The following is a 19792-nucleotide window of genomic DNA, read 5'->3' on the forward strand; positions in this document are numbered from 1 at the left end:
CGGGACCGGCCGGCCGCGCGGTGAACCGGGAACGCCGCGGGGGTCGATAGAGGGGGTGTGAGACTGTTCCGCCCCGTGGGGGGGGCCACCGGGAGGACGCGACGGACGCGGCGCTGCTGCGGGCCGTCGCGGACGGGGACTCGGCGGCGATGGCCGCGCTGTACGACCGGCACGCCGGCTGGCTGCACACGCGGCTGACCCGGCGGTGCGCGGACCCCGAGGTCGTGCGCGAGGTGCTCCAGGACACCTTCGTGACCGTGTGGCGGTCGGCGGCCGCCCACCGGGGCGAGGAGGCCGGCGGCTGGCTGTGGACGATCGCGGCCCGGCGGCTGGTGGACACGCGCCGGGTGCAGGAGCGGGCCGCGCGGGTGGAGTGCGAGGCACCGGCGCCGGCGGCCTCCGCCGAGGAACGGGTGCGGGCCGGACTTGAGTACGGGGACGTGGGCGCGGCGCTGGACCGCATCTCGCCCGAGCTGCGCGAGGTGCTGCGGGCGACGGTGGGGCGCTGGCGTGGCCCCTCGCGGCGACCGCGTCCCAGTGGCAGGGCAGCTGGGGCGGGGCGACCACCAGGCTGAGCGCCGCAGCGGCCATGATGGGCGCCCCCTTCGCGCTGGCCGCGGGCGCCTGGCACGGCGGACGGGAACGCCGCCTGGGGACGACGGAACTGCGCGCCTCGACCGCGCGCGGCCCGCTGGCCCAGCTCCTGACGGCGGCGCTGCCGCTCGCCTGCTGGCTGACCGCGGCCTGTCTGGCGGCGGCGGCCGGTGCGCTGCTCGCCTGCGCGCCCTACGCGTCGGCGGGCGGCCCGGCCCCGGCCGTCGGCGGGCGGCCCGGCCCCGGGACCTGGACGACACCGCCGTGCGCCCCTGGTGGCCCCGGCGGCTGGCCCATCTGCTGGTGCTCAGCGCGCTCGCGGCGCTGCTCCTGGCCCTCGCGGTGCCGGGGCACGCCGAGGTGTTCGGCGCGGCGGCGATGGTCCGCAACACGCTCGGCGCGGTCGGGCTCACGGCGGTGTCGGCGGTGGTGTTCGGGGCCCGGGCGAGCTGGCTGCCGACGACGCTGTACTTCAGCGCGGTGTATCTGTCCGCGTCCGCGCCCCGTGTGAGAAACGAGACAGTCCTGGCGTGGCCCGTGCAGACGGGGCCGCAGCCGGATGCGTGGGCCGTGGCGCCGGCACTCTTCGTGACCGGGCTGGCGCTCTGCGCGGTGCGCGGTGCCCGCCCCGAAGGGCCCCGCGGCTGACGCGGGGCCGTGCGCGGCCGGCCGGGCACGGGTGTGCGGGCAGGCCGGGCGGAACCGTGCGCTACTGGCCGGGCGGAACCGTGCACCGCAGGCCGGGCGCCTGGGATGTGCGAAAGCCCGGATCGTCAGGCGGAGATGCCGTCGATCCGGGCCATCGCGTCCTCGGCGCCGTACGGCTGCAGGTAGGGCAGCCAGCGCGGGTCGCGATGGCCGGTTCCGATGATGCGCCAGGCGAGCCCCGTCGGCGGGGCGGGTTTGTGGCGCAGCCGCCAGCCGATCTCGACCAGGTGGCGGTCGGCCTTGACGTGGTTGCAGCGGCGGCAGGACGCCACCACGTTGTCCCAGACGTGCTGGCCCCCGCGGCTGCGCGGGATGACGTGGTCGACGCTGGTGGCGATGCCACCGCAGTACATGCACCGGCCGCCGTCGCGGGCGAAGAGGGCTCGCCTGGTCAGCGGGACGGGGCCCCGGTAGGGGACCCGGACGAACCTCTTCAGCCGGACCACGCTGGGTGCGGGGACAGTCACGGTCGCGCTGTGCATGAAGGCGCCGGATTCCTCGAGACAGACGGCCTTGTTCTCAAGGACGAGGACGAGCGCGCGGCGGAGCGGTACGACGCCGAGTGGCTCGTACGACGCGTTGAGGACCAGGACATGCGGCACGGATGCCTCCTTGTACGCCGGCGGCGCGTGGCTCGCGCCGGGACGATCTGTGGCCAGTGTCCCCTCAGGCCTGGTGGAAGCGCCACCATGTCCCGGTAACGGGCTGGGAGTGTTTTCGACCACACCTCGTTCATCCCCAGGTGAGCACAGTCTCTCCCTCGGACATCGCAACGATCCACACACGATGCCCCGTTAGTGTGGTGGGTCTGCCCGACGGTGTCCCTCTCGTGATTTCCGGCCGCGGGCGGACCGCTACGCCTGGAGGTACCCCCGTGTTCTTGTCCGTCCTGCCGGCCGCAGCCACGCCGTCGCCGTCGCCGTCACCGTCGACGACGGCAGACCCGCTCCAGGACGCCCAGGAGAGCGCGACCAACGCCGCCAGCTGGGTCGAGCAGAACTGGTCCACCTGGCTCAGCATCGGCCTGCGCGTCCTGCTCATCGTCGTCATCGCGGTGGCCCTGAGAATCGCGGTGCGCCGGGCGATCACCAAGTTCATCGAACGGATGAACCGGACGGCGCAGGCCGTCGACGGCACCGCGCTCGGCGGTCTCCTGGTGAACGTGGAGCGGCGCCGGCAGCGGTCCCAGGCCATAGGTTCGGTACTGCGCTCGGTCGCGTCCTTCCTGATCCTGGGCACGGCCGCGCTGATGATCCTCGGCACGTTCGAGATCAACCTCGCGCCGTTGCTCGCCTCCGCCGGTGTGGCCGGTGTGGCCATCGGTTTCGGTGCCCGGAACCTGGTCACCGACTTCCTGTCCGGCGTGTTCATGATCCTGGAGGACCAGTACGGCGTCGGCGACACCATCGACGCCGGGGTGGCCTCGGGCGAGGTGATCGAGGTCGGCCTGCGCGTCACCAAGCTGCGCGGCGACAACGGCGAGATCTGGTACGTCCGCAACGGCGAGGTCAAGCGCATCGGCAACCTCTCGCAGGGCTGGGCCACCGCGGGCGTCGACGTCACCGTCAGCGCAGCGGAGGACCTGGACCGCGTCCGTTCCGTGCTCAACGAGGTCGCCGAGGCCATGAGCAAGGCGGAGCCCTGGAACGAGCTGCTGTGGGGCCCGATCGAGGTGCTGGGCCTCGACAGCGTCCTGCTGGACTCGATGGTCGTCCGGGTCTCGGCCAAGACGATGCCCGGCAAGGCCCTGACCGTCGAGCGCGAGCTGCGCTGGCGCATCAAGCGGGCCTTCGACGAGGCCGACATCCGGATCGTCGGCGGCTCCACGGTGCAGCCGGAGGAGCTCCCCGCCCCGGACCCGACGGCAGGGGTGGCGGCCCCCTCGGTGTACGCGAACTCCGCGTCCCCGCAGTCGGAGGCCGCGTCGCCGATCGCGCCCCGGCAGAGGTAGCCGCCCCGCCCCCATTGTTCCGCCGCCCCCGCAGGTAACGACTCTGTTGCCGCGGGGGCGGCCTCTCTTGACGCCCCCGCGGCACCGCGCCTACGTTCCTCCCATCGAACAGGAAACTTTCCTAACAGTGATCGGCGGCGGGGCGGCCCGGGCCCCGCGTGGACTTCCCCGCCGCGTCACTGGAAAGCTGGGCAGCCGAGAGGCAGGTGGGGACAGACATGGCCGGATCAGCCGGTACGCCGGGAACTCCGCGCGTCCTGCGCGCCATGAACGACCGCGCAGCCCTCGATCTCCTGCTGGAGCACGGCCCCCTGTCCCGTACCCGGATCGGGAAGCTGACCGGGCTGTCCAAGCCCACCGCCTCCCAGCTCCTGGCCCGCCTGGAAGCCGCCGGTCTCGTGCTCGCCACCGGGACCAGCGAGGGACGCCCGGGCCCGAACGCGCAGCTGTACGCCGTCAATCCCCGCGCCGCCCACGCGGCGGGGCTGGACGTCACCCCCGAGCGCATCCGGGCCGCCGTCGCGGACATGACGGGACGGACCGTCGGCGAGTACGAGCTGCCCACGCCCGGCCGGCGCCCCGCCCACCCCGTCGTCCGGCAGGTCACCGACGCGCTGGACGGAGCCGTGAAGGCCGCGGGCCTCACCCGGGACGACGTCCACCGGCTCGTCATCGCGACCCCCGGCGCCTTCGACCCCAACACCGGACGGCTGCGCTACGCCTCGCACCTGCCCGGATGGCACTCCCCCAGCATCCTCGACGAGCTGGCCGCCGCGCTGCCGATGCCCGTCGAGTACGAGAACGACGTCAATCTCGTCGCCGTCGCCGAACAGCGGCTCGGCGCGGCCCGCGGCCACGACGACTTCGTCCTGCTGTGGAACGAGGGCGGCCTCGGTGCCGCGCTCGTCCTCGGCGGCCGGCTGCACCGCGGCTGGACCGGCGGCGCCGGCGAGGTCGGCTTCCTGCCGGTGCCCGGCGCGCCCCTGGTCCGCCACGTCACCCGCGCCAACAGCGGCGGCTATCAGGAACTGGCCGGCTCCCAGGCCCTCCCGGCACTGGCCCGCGAGCTGGGCATCCGGCCCGTGCCGAGCGGGCCGTACGCCGAGGTCGCCGCCGCTCTCGTCGCCCGGGCCGCCGCCGTGAACGAGGGAGCGCACCTGCGCCTGCTGGAGACGTACGCGACCGGGCTGGCCACCGGTCTCGCCTCGCTCGTCTCCGTGCTCGACCCCGAACTCGTCGTGCTCAGCGGCGCCTCCCTCACCGCCGGCGGTGAGCCGCTGCGAGCCCTGGTCCAGGCCGAGCTGGAGGAGCTGGCCGCGTCCCAGCCTCGCCTCGTCGTCGGTGACGTCCGTGAACACCCCGTGCTGCGCGGCGCGCTGGAGAGCGCGCTCGCGGCCACCCGCGACGAGGTCTTCGACACCTCGCGCTGAACCCGCCCCGCCGTACCCGCCCCACCCCCCGCGTCCCCTGCAGTCCCGCCCGTCCTAGGGAGACCCCGTCATGCCCGAAATATCCCGGAAAGCGGCCGTCGCGCTGGCCCTCTCCGCCTCGATGGCGCTCCTCGCCACCGCGTGTACCGGCCAGTCCGACGCGGGGGCGAGCGACGACGCCTCCCGGGAGACGACGCTCGACTTCTGGCACGCCTGGAGTGCGCCCGCCGAGGTCAAGGCCGTGAAGTCGCTGGTCGCGGGCTTCGAGAAGGCGCACCCCAACATTCACGTGAACGTCGTCGGCAACATGACGGACGACAAGATCAACCAGGCGCTGCGCGCGGGCGGCGGCAAGGCCCCCGACGTCGTCTCCTCGTTCACCACGAACAACGTGGGCAAGTTCTGCTCCTCCGGCGCCTTCGTCGACCTCGACCCGTTCTTCGACAAGACCGGTCCCGACCCGGAGAAGACGTTCCCGAAGGCGATGAACGAGTACACCCGGTTCGACGGCAACCGCTGCACGGTGCCACTGCTCGGCGACGCGTACGGGCTGTACTACAACAAGACCGCGTTCGAGAAGGCCGGCCTCACGAGCCCGCCGAAGACCTGGTCCGAGTTCGAGAAGGCCGCCAAGAAGCTCACCGTCACCAAGGGGGACTCGTACTCCCAGCTCGGCTTCATGCCGAACTACCACGGCTGGGAGTCGACCACCGAGCACTATCTGGGGCAGTTCTCGCCCACGTACTTCGACACGAACGGCAAGTCGAACATCGTCAAGGACCCGGCGTTCAAGGCCGCGTTCACCCTGCAGAAGCGGCTGGTCGACGGACTCGGCGGCTATCAGAGGCTGGAGAAGTACCGGTCCGGGCTCGGTGACGAATGGGGCCCCAAGCACCCCTTCCACACCGGCCAGGTCGCGATGCAGCTGGACGGCGAGTGGCGGCTCGGCATGGCCGAGGAGTCGAAGCCCGGCTTCGAGATCGGCGTCGCCCCGCTGCCCGTGCCCGACGACCAGGCCGACCAGTACGGCAAGGGCTACATCACCGGCACCGTCGCTGGCATCGCCGCCACCAGCAAGAAGCAGAACGCGGCCTGGGAGCTGCTGAAGTACATGACCACGGACACGGACGCGGTGGTCGGCTTCGCCAACGCCATCCACAACGTGCCGTCCACGCTGGCCGCCCTCAAGTCGCCGAAGCTGAGGTACGACCCGCGCTTCAAGACGTTCCTGGACATCGCCTCGAACCCCGACTCGACGACGACCCCGGCGTCGGTCAACGGCGGTACCTACCTCGTGTCGATCCAGCAGTTCGGCTACGACTACGAGAGCGGCAGGGCCAGGGATCTGGCGGCGGGCCTGAAGAAGACCGCCGCGCAGATCGACACGGACATCGCCCAGGCGAAGTGACATCCTCATGAGCGCCACGTACACACTGCGCGCCAAGCGCCGCCGGGCGGCGCTGCGCACGGCCGCCTTCATGTCGCCCTGGCTCATCGGCTTCGCGGTCTTCTTCGCCTATCCGCTGATCTCGACGGTCTACTTCTCCTTCATGCACTACGACGGCTTCAAGCCGCCGACGTGGAGCGGGACGAAGAACTGGGTCTACGTCTTTCAGAACTACCCTTTGTTCTGGCCCGCGTTGAAGAACACGCTGTACCTCGTCGTCGTCATGGTCAGCCTCCGTGTCCTGTTCGGGCTCGGGGTCGGGCTGCTGATCACGAAGATCAGGACCGGCACGGGCGTGTTCCGGACCCTCTTCTACCTGCCCTATCTGGCCCCGCCCGTCGCCGCCACGATGGCCTTCGCCTTCCTGCTCAACCCGGGCACGGGACCGGTCAACGCGATCCTGGAGGGCATCGGGATCCCGGCACCCGGCTGGTTCAACGACCCCTCCTGGTCCAAGCCCGCCCTCACCGTGCTCGCCCTGTGGGGCGTCGGCGACCTCATGGTCATCTTCATGGCGGCGCTGCTCGACGTGCCGAAGGAGCAGTACGAGGCGGCGGAGCTGGACGGCACGTCCGCGTGGCAGCGGTTCCGGTACGTGACCCTGCCCAACATCTCGCCGATCGTGATGTTCGCCGTGGTCACCGGCGTGATCCAGACTATGCAGTACTACACGCAGCCGCTGATCGCCGGGAAGGTCGCGTCCGGGGTCATCCAGGGCGCGGGCACGCAGTTCGAGCCCGGCTACCCGGACAGGTCGACGCTCACCCTGCCGCAGCTCGTCTACAACCTCGGCTTCCAGCGCTTCGACTACGGCTCCGCCTGTGTGGTCGCGCTCGTGCTGTTCGCCCTGTCCATGGTGTTCACCGCGTTCCTGATGCGGCGCCGTGGCGGCCTCATCCAGGCAGGTGACTGACCCATGACCCACGTACTCGACAAGCCGGTGGGGTCGGAGCCCCGGCCCGTCTCCCCCGCCGAACGCACCGCCCGCCGCCGGGTCTTCCTGGAGTGGGTCGCCGTGCACGCGCTGGGCGTGGCGGCGGCGCTCTTCTTCGTCCTGCCCTTCGTGTTCGTCTTCCTGACCTCGCTGATGAGCGTCACCCAGGCACTCAGCCGGGACCTCGTCCCGCACACCTGGGAGTGGGGCAACTACCGGAAGGTCTTCGACACCCCCGGCTTCCTGACCTGGTGGAAGAACACGCTGCTCTACGCCGGCCTCGGCACCGTCCTGACCGTCGTCTCGTCGGTCCCGGTGGCGTACGCGCTCGCCAAGTTCCGCTTCCGGGGCCGGAATCTGTCGCTGATGCTGGTCATCTCGATGATGATGCTGCCGCCGCAGGTCGTCGTCATCCCGATGTACCTGTTCTGGGCGAAGCAGCTGGACCTGTCCGGCACGCTGTGGCCGCTGATCGTCCCGATGGCGTTCGGGGACGCGTTCTCCATCTTCCTGCTGCGCCAGTTCCTGACGACCATCCCGAACGAGTACCTCGACGCGGCGAAGGTCGACGGCTGCGGTGACCTCAGGACGCTGCTGAGGGTTGTCCTGCCGATGGCGAAGCCCGGCATCGCGGCCGTCGCGCTCTTCCAGTTCTTCTACGCCTGGAACGACTACTTCGGCCCGCAGATCTACGCGTCCGAGAACCCCGGTGCCTGGACACTGAGTTACGGCCTGGAGTCGTTCAAGGGCGCGCACCACACCGACTGGAATCTCACCATGGCCGCGACCGTCCTGGTCATGGCCCCCGTGATCCTCGTGTTCTTCTTCGCGCAGAAGGCGTTCGTCGAGGGTGTCACGCTGACCGGAGTGAAGGGCTGACTATGAAACTGGCAGTAGTGGGCGGGGGCTCCACGTACACCCCTGAACTCATCGACGGCTTCGCCCGGCTGCGGGACACCCTGCCCGTGGAGGAACTGGTGCTCGTCGACCCGGCCGCCGACCGCCTCGAACTGGTGGGCGGCCTCGCCCGGCGGATCTTCGCCCGGCTGGGGCACCCCGGGAGGATCGTCACCACGTCCGACCTGGACGCGGGGGTCGAGGGCGCGGACGCCGTGCTGCTGCAACTGCGCGTCGGCGGACAGGCCGCCCGCAACGAGGACGAGACGTGGCCGCTGGAGTGCGGCTGCGTCGGGCAGGAGACGACGGGCGCGGGCGGCCTCGCCAAGGCGCTGCGCACCGTGCCGGTGGTGCTGGACATCGCCGAGCGGGTCCGCCGGACGAATCCCGACGCCTGGATCATCGACTTCACCAATCCGGTCGGCATCGTCACCCGCGCCCTGCTCCAGGCGGGGCACAGGACGGTCGGGCTGTGCAACGTCGCGATCGGCTTCCAGCGGAAGTTCGCCGGACTGCTCGGGGTCTCCCCCGCCGACGTGCACCTGGACCACGTGGGCCTGAACCACCTCACCTGGGAGACCGCCGTGCGGCTCGGCGGTCCGGAGGGCGAGAACGTCCTGCCGCGGCTGCTCACCGAGCACGGCGACAGCATCGCCGGCGACCTGCACCTGCCGCGCGGCCTCGTCGACCGGCTCGGCGTCGTCCCCTCGTACTACCTGCGCTACTACTACGCGCACGACGAGGTCGTGCGCGAGCTGCGCACCAAGCCGTCCCGCGCCGCCGAAGTCGCCGACATGGAGCGGGAGTTGCTCCGCATGTACGGCGACCCTTCGCTGGACGAGAAGCCGGAGCTGCTGGCGAAGCGCGGCGGCGCGTACTACTCGGAGGCGGCCGTGGACCTGGCGGCCGCGCTGCTCGGCGGGGGCGGCAGCCCCTACCAGGTGGTGAACACGTACAACAAGGGCACGCTGCCCTTCCTGCCGGACGACGCGGTGATCGAGGTGCAGGCGGCGGTCGGCGCGAAGGGGCCGACGCCGCTGCCGGTGCCGGCCGTGGACCCGCTGTACGCGGGGCTGATGGCGGGCGTGAGCGCCTACGAGGACCTGGCGCTCGACGCGGCCCTGCGCGGTGGCCGCGACCGGGTGTTCCGCGCGCTGCTCGCGCACCCCCTGGTCGGCAGGTACGCGTCCGCCGACGCCCTCACCGACCTGCTGATCGCGCACAACCGGGAGCACCTCGCGTGGGCGTGAGGGCGAGCGTCCTCGCCGTCGACGCGGGGAACAGCAAGACGGACGTCGCGGTCGTGACGGCCGGCGGGGAGGTTCTCGCCACGGCGCGCGGCGGCGGGTTCCGGCCTCCCGCGGTGGGCGTCGAGACGGCCGTGGACGCCGTCGCCGACGCGGTCCACCGGGCGTTCGCCGCGGCGGACGTCACCTCCGTCGCCCATGTCTCCGCCTGTCTCGCCAACGCCGATCTCCCGGTGGAGGAGGAGCAGTTGGCGGGGGCGCTTCGGGCGCGCGGATGGGGCGCGAGCGTGGAGGTACGCAACGACACCTTCGCGATCCTGCGGGCCGGGATCGCCGAGCCGCGCGGGGTCGCCGTGGTGTGCGGCGCCGGAATCAACTGCGTGGGCATGCGGTCCGACGGCCGTACCGCACGCTTCCCCGCGATCGGCCGGATCTCCGGCGACTGGGGCGGCGGCTGGGGCCTGGCGGAGGAGGCCCTGTGGCACGCGGCGCGCGCCGAGGACGGGCGGGGCGGACCCACGGCCCTCGCCCGCACCCTCCCGGCCCACTTCGGCCTCCGCTCCATGTACGCGCTGATCGAGGCACTGCACCTGGAACACGTCGGCAACGCCCGGCGGCACGAGCTGACCCCGGTGCTGTTCGCCACCGCGGCGGACGGCGACCCGGTGGCCCGCGCGCTCGTCGACCGGCTCGCGGACGAGGTGGTCGCCATGGCGACGGTGGCCCTGACCCGCCTGGACCTGCTGGACGAGGAGGTGCCCGTCCTGCTCGGCGGCGGCATCCTCGCGGCCCGGCACCCCCAACTGGACGACCGGATCGGCGAACTGCTGGCCGACCGCGCGCCCAAGGCGGTCCCCAGGGTGGTCACGGCCGCCCCCGTGCTGGGCGCCGCCCTCCTCGGCCTCGATCACGTGCGGGCCCCCGACGAGGCCCATGCGCGCGTGCGCGCCTTCTACGAAGGGGAGTGAACCCCGCGCGCGGGGACGTGTGGCGCCCGCGCGCGGGGACGTGAGCTCCCGCGCGCGGGGCGCGCCACCTGGGCACGGGCGGGAACCGAACGGATCCTGCGCGCGTATTCATGGGCAGGGGGTGGTGCGGGGAGTCGTGCGCTGCGCCGGAACCGGACAGGTGGGCCGCGATCCGCACAAGATCGAGTCAAGGCCTGTGCGGATGTCCGTCGCGGCGGCGATACTTGCGCCCGTGCCTCTCCGTCCGCGCCCTTCGGTGCGGCGGGCCGGGGGTGGCCGGCGGATGACCATGGGGGAGGTCACGTGACATACCCGCAGCAGGGCGGTGCGGCGCCATCGGCGCCGGCCGGGCCGGCCGGGCCGGCGGCCGTGCCGGCGCAGGCCGGAGTGCCGGCGCCGAGGCCGGCCGCGCGGCCGATGCCCGACGGCGCTCCGCCCCGGCGCACGGCGTGGGCCGAGGGCGTCGACCGGCTGCGGGCGGGCGCGACGACCGAGCCCGGCCGACTGCGGATCATCGGCGCCCTGCTCGCGCTGCTGGTGATCGCGTTCGGCTCCGTCACCGCCTGGCAGATGACGGAGCGTTCGGCCGCGGCCGACGACGTCCTGCACAAGAGCCAGCCGCTGAGCTCCGACGCGGCGGACATCTACCGCTCGCTCGCCGACGCCAACACGGCAGCCTCCAGTGGCTTCCTGGCGGGTGGTCAGGAGCCGGAGGACACCCGCCGGCGCTACGAGGACGACATCAGGACCGCCGCCGCGAAACTGGTCACCGCCGCCGCCAACTCCGAGCCGGGCTCCCCGTCGGCGCACACGGTCACCGAACTGAACAAGCTGCTGCCGGAGTACAAGGGCCTGGTCGAGCGGGCCCGTGCCAACAACCGCCAGGGCTTCCCGCTCGGCGGCGCCTACCTGCGGTACGCGAACGAGAAGATGCAGGAGGAGATGCTCCCGGCCGCCGAGGACCTCTACACCTCGGAGAACCGGCGGCTGCGCTCCGACTACGCCGCCGCGACCCCGTACCCGTGGGCCGCGATCGGACTCGGCGTCCTCGTCCTCGGCGCGCTCGCCGGGGCCCAGCGGCGCCACTACCGGCACACGAACCGGGTCCTGAACCAGGGCCTGGCCGCCGCCACGGCCGCCTGCACGGTGGTCCTGCTCTGGCTGGTCGTCGGGCACAGCGTCGCCCGCGCCGGACTCGACTCCTCGTACGACCACGGTGTCCGCTCGCTGAACGTGCTGCACGACGCCCAGATCGCCTCCCTGAAGGCCCGGGGCAACGAGACGCTCACCCTGGTGAGCCGCGGCGCGGAGACCGTCAAGGTCGACGGCGAGCCCGAGGACAAGTTCGACGTCGCCTTCCAGGCCGCGATGAGGGACCTCACCGAGGGCCTGGCCGAGGCGGACTCCCTCGCGGACGACACGGTGGGCCAGAAGCCCGTCACGGCCGCCACCGGCAACATGAAGGTGTGGAAGTCCCGCCACCTTCAGGCCCGCAAGGCCGACGACGCGGGCGACTACCGGGGCGCCCTGGACAGGATCATCGGCACCCCGGCGCAGAAGCCGACCGCCGAATGCTTCGACGGCGTCGACGACAATCTGGACCTGGCCCTCGGCCACGAGGAGCGGGAGTTCCGGCAGGCGGCGGGGGACGGCCGGGGTGCGATGACCGGCCTGCCCGCCGGCGCGGCCCTCCTCGCGGTGCTGGGCGCGGCGGCGGCGGTCCTGGGCATCGGGCGCAGGCTTTCGGAGTACCGGTGAGGGGAGGAGCGGCGATGACGCTACGACGGCTGCGGGCGAGCCTGCGGGGCTGGGGTGGAGTGGGCGCGATGGCGCTCGCCTGTGCCCTCACCGCGGCCCTCGCGCTGCTGCTCCCGCTGGCCGACGCCCACGGGGACGGCAGCACGGGCACCGGTGGGCCGGGCGTCGCGGACGGCCGGCAGCTGAAGGCCGAGGAGTGCGCGGACCCGCAGGACCTGAGCCCCTCCCCGTCCGGTGACGAGAGCGGCACCACCGTCAGGGCCATCAAGGAGCGCGGCTACCTGAAGGTCGGCGTCGACCAGAACAGCTACCGCTGGGGCTACCGCGATCCGAACAGCACCAAGAAGAAGGTCGAGCTGGAGGGCTTCGACATCGACCTGGCGCGGCGGATAGCGCAGGCGCTCCTCGGCAGCCCGGACAAGATCCGCTTCCAGGCCATCCCCACCAACGAGCGCATCCCCGCCGTGCAGCAGGGACGGGTCGACATGGTGGTCCGCACCATGACGATCTCCTGCGACCGCCTGGACCAAGTGGCCTTCTCCGCGCCCTACTTCGTGACCGGCCAGCAGGTGCTCGCCCCCAAGAAGTCGGCCATCGAGGGCTACGACGAGACCCTCGCCGGCAAGAGGATCTGCACGGCGGACAGTTCGACCGCGCGCGACACCCTGATGGCCGACCGGAAGTCGGGCAGGCTGGTCTCGTCCGCCGACCTCTCCACGGTCGTCCCCAACCAACTCGACTGCCTGGTGCGGCTCCAGCTCGGCGAGGTCGACGCCGTGGTGACCGACGGCGCGCTGGCCGCGAGCCAGGCCGCGCAGGACCCGACGGTCGAACTCAAGGGCGGCACCTTCACCACCGAGTACTACGGTGTGGCGATGAACAAGGACGCCGAGGATCTCGTGCGCCGGGTCAACGAGGTCATCGAGGACTACCGCAAGAGCGGCTGGCAGGCGTCGTACGACACCTGGCTGGCCGCCACCCTGCCCGACAGGTCGCCGTCCTCGAAACCGCCGGTGGCCCACTACAGGTGACGGGCCGCGACCGACTCCAGGCAACTACCGAGAGCGAGAGGTGATCGATGGGCGTCACGGGGCCCCCCGGGCCGGTGCTGGACCGGGACGAGGTGGACCGTGCGCTGGCGCGGCTCGGCGCGGAGCACGAGGCCATCGAGACCTCGCTCCTCGCCCTGCAGGACCACGCGGGCCGCAGGCTCCTCGAAGGCGCCGAGCTCACCGGCACGACCAAGGAGCGGTGGACGGCCACCGAGGCGTCGATCACCCTGCTGTGGGCGTACTTCGACGCGTACGCGGACGCGCTGCGTGCCGCCCGCGGCATTCGCGCCCGCAGACGCTGGTCGAGCCGCGAGGACCTGGCCGAGCTGACGGAGCTGCTGCGCGGCGAGAGCGTCACCGTCGCGGGGAGTGCCACGGCCACGGCCAACGCCCCCACGCTCGCCGGATCGGGCAAGCTCAGCGAGCGGTTCTCACTGGCCTCGCTGGTGGAGCGGATGAACGAGCTGTACGCGGCCTCCCTCGACATGGTCGTGGCGGCGGACGCCGTCTGGTCGGCACTGCCCGCCCGGATCGACCTGCTGGCCGCGGAACTCCAGCGCACCCGCCGGCTCGCGCACTCCGTCGGCGTACGCCCCGGCGAGCATCCGTCGGGCGACGACCTGGAGCGGATCACCCGCACGCTGGCGTCGATGCGGGAGCGCGTGATCTCCGACCCGCTCGCCTTCTGGCTGCCCGCGCGGGGCAGTTCGGCGCCGGGCGGCGGCCGCCCGGACACGACGGCGTACGACCGTGAGGCGCGCGCCCTGGAGGACGTGCGGCGGGAGATCGACGCGGTGCTCACCGTGCGGCAGGACGCGGAGGCGCGGCTCGTGCGGCTGCGGGACGTGCTCTCGCGCGCGGACCGCACCCTGGCCGAGGCCCGCTCCGCCCGCGGTGAGGTGCTGGCGAAGATCGCCGCGTCCGAGGTGCCCGCGGTGAGCGGCCCGCCGACCGCCCTGCACGAGCAGCTGGCGACGGCCGCCGAGTACCGGCGGCACGCGCAGTGGCACCGCCTGTCCCCGCTCCTGGAGTCGCTGGAGCAGAAGGCGGAGGACGAACTGCTGCGTGCCCGTGAGTCGTTGACGGCGGTGACCGCGCCGCTGGCGGTCCGCGCCGAGCTGCGCGGCCGCCTCGACGCGTACAAGGCGAAGGTCGCCCGGCACGGCTTCGCGGAGGACCCGTTCCTCGTCGAGCGCTATGACGCGGCGCGCCGCATGCTGTGGAGCGCGCCCTGCGATCTGCGGGTCGCGGAGGAGGCGGTGCTGCGCTACCAGCGGGCGGCGGCCGACCTGCTCAGCCCGCGGTTGCCCGAGCAGGACGGGCCGGGCGAGCGGACCGACCGCAGGGGGCCGGTCACGTGAGGGGCAGGGGTGAGACGACGTGAGTGAACAGCCCGAGAGTGCGCGGCGGACGTGCCAGCGGCCCGGATGCCCGGGCTCGTACGAGGACATGGGCGGCGGCGAGCTGTACTGCGACACGTGCGGTCTGGCGCCGGTGGTCTCGCACGACGGCACGGTCGGTTCGCCGCCGACCGGGATCACCGCCGGCGGGCGCGGTTCCCGCAGCAGCAGCACGCGCGGCAGTGCGCGGGCCAGCTCGCGGACGTCGTCGCGGTCCTCGCAGTCCCGGCGTTCCGTCTCGGGCCGACTGTCGCGGTCGCTGTCGGGCGGTTCCGCGTCGCGGTCGGTGTCCGTGCGCAGTTCCGGAGCCACGACGGGGGCCTCCAGCCGCGGCCGGCTCGGCGCCGGCCTGGTGCAGGTCCCGGGGGTGCCGCGGCCCGACCCGCGCGAGATGGTGCTGGAGAACCCGGAGGTCCCCGAGCGCAAGCGGTTCTGCTCGCGCTCCGACTGCGGGGCGCCGGTGGGGCGTTCGCGCGGGGACCGGGCAGGGCGCACGGAGGGCTTCTGCACGAAGTGCGGCCACCCGTACTCGTTCGTGCCGAAGCTGCACACCGGCGACATCGTGCACGGCCAGTACGAGGTCGTGGGCTGTCTGGCGCACGGCGGTCTCGGCTGGGTCTACCTGGCCGTCGACCGCGCGGTCTCCGACCGCTGGGTGGTCCTCAAGGGCCTGCTCGACACCGGCGACCAGGACGCGATGGCGGCCGCGATCTCCGAACGCCGCTTCCTCGCCGAGATCGAGCACGCCAACATCGTGCGCATCTACAACTTCGTCGAGCACCTGGACCAGCGCAGCGGCTCCCTCGACGGGTACATCGTCATGGAGTACGTGGGCGGCAAGTCGCTGAAGGAGATCGCCAACGGCCGCCGCACGGCGGGCGGCAAGCGGGATCCGCTGCCCGTGGAGCAGGCGTGCGCGTACGGCATCGAGGCGCTGGAGGCCCTCGGGCACCTCCACAGCCGCAACCTCCTGTACTGCGACTTCAAGGTCGACAACGCGATCCAGACCGAGGACCAGCTCAAGCTGATCGACATGGGCGCGGTGCGCAGGATGGACGACGACGAGTCGGCCATCTACGGCACCGTCGGCTACCAGGCACCCGAGGTCGCCGACGTCGGGCCCTCCGTCGCCTCCGACCTGTACACCGTCGCACGCACCCTCGCGGTCCTCAGCTTCGACTTCCAGGGCTACACGAACGTCTTCGTGGACTCGCTGCCCGACCCGGACACCATCGAGGTCTTCCGGCAGTACGAGTCGTTCTACCGGCTGCTGGTGCGGGCCACCGACCCCGATCCGGCCCGCAGGTTCGCCTCCGCGGAGGAGATGTCGGAGCAGCTGACCGGCGTCCTGCGCGAGGTCGTGGCCCTGCAGACCGGCCGTCCGCGGCCCTCCCTGTCGACCCTGTTCGGCCCCGAGGTCAAGGTCACGGACACGGAGCTGTTCGGCGGGCCGCACGGTGACGTGTCCCGGCTCGGCGCGCGCGCCGTGCCCGTACGCGGCAGGAAGGGCGCACCCCGCCCGGCGGCCGGGACGAACGGCACGCCGCCGCTCCCTGCGCCTCCCGGGGCCGCCCTGGTCAGACCACTGGACACGGCCGCCACCGCGCTCGCCCTGCCCGTCCCGCACGTCGATCCGGGCGACCCGAACGCCGGTTTCCTGGCCGGCCTGATGGCGTCCGCGCCCGCGGAGCTGGTCACGGCGCTCGCGGCGGCGCCCGGCGAGTCGGTCGAGACGAAGCTGCGGCAGATCCGGGCCTGGCTGGAGAACGGCGACTCGTACACGGCGCTCGACGTCCTGCGGAAGCTGGAGGAGCAGCGGCCCGACGACTGGCGGGTGGTCTGGTACCGGGGTGTGGCCGCGCTGGTCACCGGCGACCACGAGGGCGCGGCGCTGTCCTTCGACGCGGTCTACGACGCGTTCCCCGGGGAGCCCGCCCCCAAGCTGGCGCTCGGCGTGTGCGCGGAGGTGCTCGGCCAGCTGGACAACGCGGCCGAGTACTACCGCCTGGTGTGGACGACCGATCCGAGCTATGTGAGTGCGGCGTTCGCGCTGGCCCGGGTGCAGCTGGCGGCGGGCGACCGGCGCGGCGCGGTGCGGACGCTGGAGTCGGTGCCGGAGTCGTCGATCCACTACACGGCGGCGCGCGTCGCGGCCGTACGGGCGCGGCTGCGGCACCGGACGGCCGAGGAGACCGCCGCGCCGCGCTTCCTGGACGACCTGACGGCCGCCGCCGGGCAGGTGGAGGCCCTGGACGGATACGGTCTCGACGCCGTGCGACGCGAGCAGTTGTCCACAGAGGTCCTGGGATGCGCGCTGGACTGGGTACTCTCCGGTAGCCAGGGTTCCGCACCGGCCGCGGGCGGACGTGCGCTGCTGGGCAGCGAGCTGGACGAGCGAGGCCTCCGCTTCGGTCTGGAGCGTTCGTACCGGACGCTGGCCAGGCTCGCGCAGGGCGGCGAGGAGAGGATCGACCTGGTGGAACGTGCCAACCGTTACCGCCCCCGGACGTGGGTGTGATTGATGTCCCAGATGCCCCAGCCGACGGCTCTTTCGAGGTGCCCCAGTTGCGAGGAGCCCCTGGAGCCGGGTGACCGTTTCTGCGGAGCGTGCGGGTTCGACCTGTCGGCGGTGCCCGCACCGCCGCAGGACACCCCCACGATCACCATGAACGGCGATGCCCCCCGCCCCCCTTCGGAGGTCCCGTCCGTGGACTGGCCCGTCGCCCCCGAGCGGGGCAGCTCCGGCACGCCCGCCCCGGTCCACCTGCCCTCGGACATCCCGGGCACGGACTCGGCCGGCTCCGAACTCCCGGACCCGCAGTCACCCGCCGGCGCCGGGTCCGTGCCCGGCCGGGGGGCCGAAGTGCCGGACGCCGGGGGCGAGTCCGCCGGTGTGCGGTTCGACCGGCCCGCGGAGCCGGACGAGTACCCCCTCGCTCCCCCCGGGTCGGCACCCGCCGATCCCCGCACCGCGGACCTCGTGACGCCGCCCGCCGGCACCAAGCTCTGCGTGGCCTGCCGCGCGGGCCACGTCGACCGCGACGGCTACTGCGAGAACTGCGGGCACGCCCAGCCGCGCGAGCGGGACCACATGGAGCAGGAGCTCACCGCCGTCGCCGCGGTCAGCGACCGGGGGCTGCGCCACCACCGCAACGAGGACGCGTTCACGCTCTCCTCGACCGCACTGCCGGACGGTTCGCCCGCCGTCGTCGCGATCGTCTGCGACGGCGTCTCCTCGGCGACCCGCCCCGACGAGGCGTCACTTGCCGCGTCCCGCGCCGCGGGTGAGGCGCTGCTCGAGTCGCTGCCGCTCGGCACCCACCCGCAGCAGGCGATGCACGAGGCCATCGTCGCCGCCTCGAACGCCGTCAACGCCCTGGCCGAGGAGCCCGGTCCGGCCCGCGAGCAGACCCCCCACCAGAACGCGCCCGCCTGCACCCTGGTCGGCGCCGTCGTCACGACCAGCCTGCTGACCGTCGGCTGGGTCGGCGACAGCCGCGCCTACTGGGTGCCGGCCGACCGGAGTGCGCCCCCGGCCCGGCTCACCGAGGACGACTCGTGGGCCGCGCAGATGGTCGCGGCCGGCCTGATGAACGAGGCGGAGGCCTACGCCGACGAGCGCGCCCACGCGATCACGGGCTGGCTCGGCGCGGACGCCTACGAACTGGAGCCGCACGTCGCGTCCTTCAAGCCCGACCGGCCCGGCGTGGTGGTGGTGTGCACCGACGGGCTGTGGAACTACTTGGAGGCGGCCGAACACATGGCCGACGTCGTACCCCCCGACGCGACCGACCGGCCCCTGCACAGCGCCCAGGTCCTGGTCGGCCACGCCCTGGACGGCGGGGGCCACGACAACGTAACAGTGGCCGTCATGCCGTTCCCCGCACCCTCTCAGGGGGCAGGATCGGCCTGAGGCCGCAGCACGGGAACGGCCTCGGACCGGAGGGGACCGGTCCGCACATCGTTGTCCTTCCGCCCGCCGTGGGAAACCGCGCGGCGCGGGACGCTGGGGGGAGCAGAGAAGGCATGGCCAATTTCTCGAAGTCGCACGCGCCGCAGTTCTCGGTGGACGTCTACCAGAACGAGTACCTGCCGGAAGGCGGCCGCGAGGTCAACGCGATCGTCACGGTGAGCGCGACCGGCGGCGGCACCGTCGGCAGCGCGATCACCGCCCCGCATCTGTACGCGGCCGGGCAGGCACCCGACGCCGGCGTGGCGATCATGGTCGACTGCTCGGGCTCGATGGATTACCCGCCGGCCAAGATGCGCGGCGCCCGCGAGGCGACGGCCGCCGCGATCGACGCGGTGCGCGACGGCGTGCACTTCACGGTGATCTCGGGCACACATGTCGCCCAGGAGATCTACCCGGCCGACGGGCGGCTCGCGGTGGCCAGCGCCCAGACCCGTGAGCAGGCCAAGCAGGCACTGCGCAGGCTCAGCGCAGGCGGCGGCACGGCGATCGGCACCTGGCTGCGCCTCGCCGACCGCCTGCTGTCCTCGGCGGACGTCTCGATCCGGCACGGAATCCTGCTCACCGACGGCCGCAACGAACACGAGACGCCGAAGGACCTGAAGGCCGCCCTGGACTCCTGCGCCGGCCGATTCACCTGTGACGCGCGGGGAGTCGGCACGGACTGGGAGGTCAAGGAGGTCACCGGGATCGCCTCGGCACTGCTCGGCACCGCCGACATCGTCGCCGACCCGGCCGCCCTGGCCGCCGACTTCACGCAGATGATGGAGACGGCCATGGGCAAGGAGGTCGCGGACGTCGCCCTCCGGCTGTGGACACCCGTCGGCACGGAGATCAAGTTCGTCAAACAAGTGGCGCCCACGGTCGAGGAGTTGACCGGCCGCCGCAGCGAGGCGGGCCCGCGCGCGGGCGACTACCCCACCGGGTCCTGGGGCGACGAGTCCCGCGACTACCACGTGTGCGTGGAGGTCCCCTCGGCCGGCCTCGGCCAGGAGATGCTGGCCGCACGGGTCTCCCTGGTCGTCCCGCAGAGCGACGGAAGCGTGCACAGCCTCGGCGCGCAGGGACTCGTACGGGCCGTGTGGACCGAGGACATGGTGGCGTCCACGTCGATCAACCCCCAGGTCGCGCACTACACAGGCCAGGCGGAACTGGCACAGGTCATCCAACAGGGCCTGGATGCCCGCAAAGCGGGAGATGTCGACGGCGCGACGGCCAAGCTGGGCCGCGCGGTCCAGCTCGCGAGTGCGTCCGGCAACGCCGATACTGCGAAACTGCTTGCGAAGGTGGTGGACGTGGTCGACGCGGCTGCAGGTACTGTGCGATTGAAGGCACGGGTCGAAGAGGCGGACGAGATGACCCTCGAGACCCGGTCCACCAAGACTGTTCGTGTAAAGAAGTAGCGAGCCCGGCCCCTCCAGGGGACCGGAGAAACC

The 19792-nt window shown here is 72.6% G+C and carries 15 protein-coding genes and 1 pseudogene; 15 read left to right on the forward strand and 1 reads right to left on the reverse strand.

The window, feature by feature from the left end:
* Positions 1–113: 113 nt before the first annotated feature.
* A pseudogene (locus AC069T_RS12415) lies at positions 114–500 on the forward strand (RNA polymerase sigma factor); the annotation flags it as partial.
* Between the two features lie 358 nt (positions 501–858).
* On the forward strand, positions 859–1242 hold the full coding sequence (locus AC069T_RS12420; RefSeq protein ID WP_478782685.1) for a hypothetical protein: 384 nt from the start codon (positions 859–861) through the stop codon (positions 1240–1242).
* 125 nt (positions 1243–1367) lie between these two features.
* Here AC069T_RS12420 and AC069T_RS12425 read toward each other — a convergent pair whose 3' ends face one another.
* Positions 1368–1904 (reverse strand): HNH endonuclease, encoded by a 537-nt coding sequence (locus AC069T_RS12425; protein ID WP_358849898.1) that lies wholly within the window; start codon positions 1902–1904, stop codon positions 1368–1370.
* Between the two features lie 272 nt (positions 1905–2176).
* Between AC069T_RS12425 and AC069T_RS12430 the strand changes: the two genes are divergently transcribed.
* From AC069T_RS12430 to AC069T_RS12490, 13 genes are all read left to right on the forward strand, one after another.
* The gene (locus AC069T_RS12430; protein WP_478782686.1) at positions 2177–3253 is read left to right on the forward strand and encodes a mechanosensitive ion channel family protein; all 1077 of its coding nucleotides are present in this window, start codon (positions 2177–2179) and stop codon (positions 3251–3253) included.
* Between the two features lie 218 nt (positions 3254–3471).
* Positions 3472–4683, forward strand: a complete 1212-nt coding sequence (locus AC069T_RS12435; protein ID WP_478782687.1) for an ROK family transcriptional regulator — start codon at positions 3472–3474, stop codon at positions 4681–4683.
* A gap of 70 nt (positions 4684–4753) precedes the next feature.
* Positions 4754–6091, forward strand: a complete 1338-nt coding sequence (locus AC069T_RS12440; RefSeq protein WP_478782688.1) for an ABC transporter substrate-binding protein — start codon at positions 4754–4756, stop codon at positions 6089–6091.
* Positions 6092–6098: 7 nt separating this feature from the next.
* Positions 6099–7043: a carbohydrate ABC transporter permease gene (locus AC069T_RS12445; RefSeq protein ID WP_478782689.1), complete on the forward strand. Its 945-nt coding sequence runs from the start codon at positions 6099–6101 to the stop codon at positions 7041–7043.
* A 3-nt stretch (positions 7044–7046) separates the two neighbouring features.
* Entirely contained in the window at positions 7047–7943 is an 897-nt protein-coding gene (locus AC069T_RS12450) for a carbohydrate ABC transporter permease (protein ID WP_478782690.1), read from the forward strand.
* 2 nt (positions 7944–7945) lie between these two features.
* Positions 7946–9211, forward strand: coding sequence for a 6-phospho-beta-glucosidase (locus AC069T_RS12455; RefSeq protein ID WP_478782691.1), 1266 nt, complete (start codon positions 7946–7948; stop codon positions 9209–9211).
* Complete coding sequence (locus AC069T_RS12460) at positions 9202–10176, forward strand: N-acetylglucosamine kinase (protein WP_478782692.1); 975 nt, start codon at positions 9202–9204, stop codon at positions 10174–10176. Before AC069T_RS12455 ends, AC069T_RS12460 begins: the two co-directional genes overlap by 10 nt.
* Positions 10177–10479: 303 nt before the next feature.
* A complete protein-coding gene (locus AC069T_RS12465; protein ID WP_478782693.1) occupies positions 10480–11934 on the forward strand; it encodes a hypothetical protein in 1455 nt (484 codons plus the stop codon).
* A gap of 14 nt (positions 11935–11948) precedes the next feature.
* The gene (locus AC069T_RS12470; protein ID WP_478782694.1) at positions 11949–12965 is read left to right on the forward strand and encodes a glutamate ABC transporter substrate-binding protein; all 1017 of its coding nucleotides are present in this window, start codon (positions 11949–11951) and stop codon (positions 12963–12965) included.
* A gap of 47 nt (positions 12966–13012) precedes the next feature.
* Entirely contained in the window at positions 13013–14347 is a 1335-nt protein-coding gene (locus AC069T_RS12475; protein ID WP_478782695.1) for a hypothetical protein, read from the forward strand.
* Between the two features lie 88 nt (positions 14348–14435).
* Entirely contained in the window at positions 14436–16904 is a 2469-nt protein-coding gene (locus AC069T_RS12480) for a serine/threonine-protein kinase (RefSeq protein ID WP_478782820.1), read from the forward strand.
* Positions 16905–18299, forward strand: a complete 1395-nt coding sequence (locus AC069T_RS12485) for a protein phosphatase 2C domain-containing protein (RefSeq protein WP_478782696.1) — start codon at positions 16905–16907, stop codon at positions 18297–18299.
* 113 nt (positions 18300–18412) lie between these two features.
* Positions 18413–19759 carry a vWA domain-containing protein gene (locus AC069T_RS12490; RefSeq protein WP_478782697.1) on the forward strand — a complete coding sequence of 449 codons (1347 nt, stop codon included), beginning with the start codon at positions 18413–18415 and terminating at the stop codon, positions 19757–19759.
* The last annotated feature ends 33 nt before the right edge of the window (positions 19760–19792 follow it).

This window comes from Streptomyces sp. NPDC043867 (assembly GCF_056435845.1).

Bases quoted from the DNA above. Each gene is read 5' to 3' on its own strand.
- AC069T_RS12435 (WP_478782687.1), top strand. From the start codon at position 3,472: ATGGCCGGATCAGCCGGTACGCCGGGAACTCCGCGCGTCCTGCGCGCC.
- AC069T_RS12440 (WP_478782688.1), top strand. From the start codon at position 4,754: ATGCCCGAAATATCCCGGAAAGCGGCCGTCGCGCTGGCCCTCTCCGCC.
- AC069T_RS12445 (WP_478782689.1), top strand. From the start codon at position 6,099: ATGAGCGCCACGTACACACTGCGCGCCAAGCGCCGCCGGGCGGCGCTG.
- AC069T_RS12450 (WP_478782690.1), top strand. From the start codon at position 7,047: ATGACCCACGTACTCGACAAGCCGGTGGGGTCGGAGCCCCGGCCCGTC.
- AC069T_RS12455 (WP_478782691.1), top strand. From the start codon at position 7,946: ATGAAACTGGCAGTAGTGGGCGGGGGCTCCACGTACACCCCTGAACTC.
- AC069T_RS12470 (WP_478782694.1), top strand. From the start codon at position 11,949: ATGACGCTACGACGGCTGCGGGCGAGCCTGCGGGGCTGGGGTGGAGTG.
- AC069T_RS12475 (WP_478782695.1), top strand. From the start codon at position 13,013: ATGGGCGTCACGGGGCCCCCCGGGCCGGTGCTGGACCGGGACGAGGTG.
- AC069T_RS12480 (WP_478782820.1), top strand. From the start codon at position 14,436: ATGGGCGGCGGCGAGCTGTACTGCGACACGTGCGGTCTGGCGCCGGTG.
- AC069T_RS12490 (WP_478782697.1), top strand. From the start codon at position 18,413: ATGGCCAATTTCTCGAAGTCGCACGCGCCGCAGTTCTCGGTGGACGTC.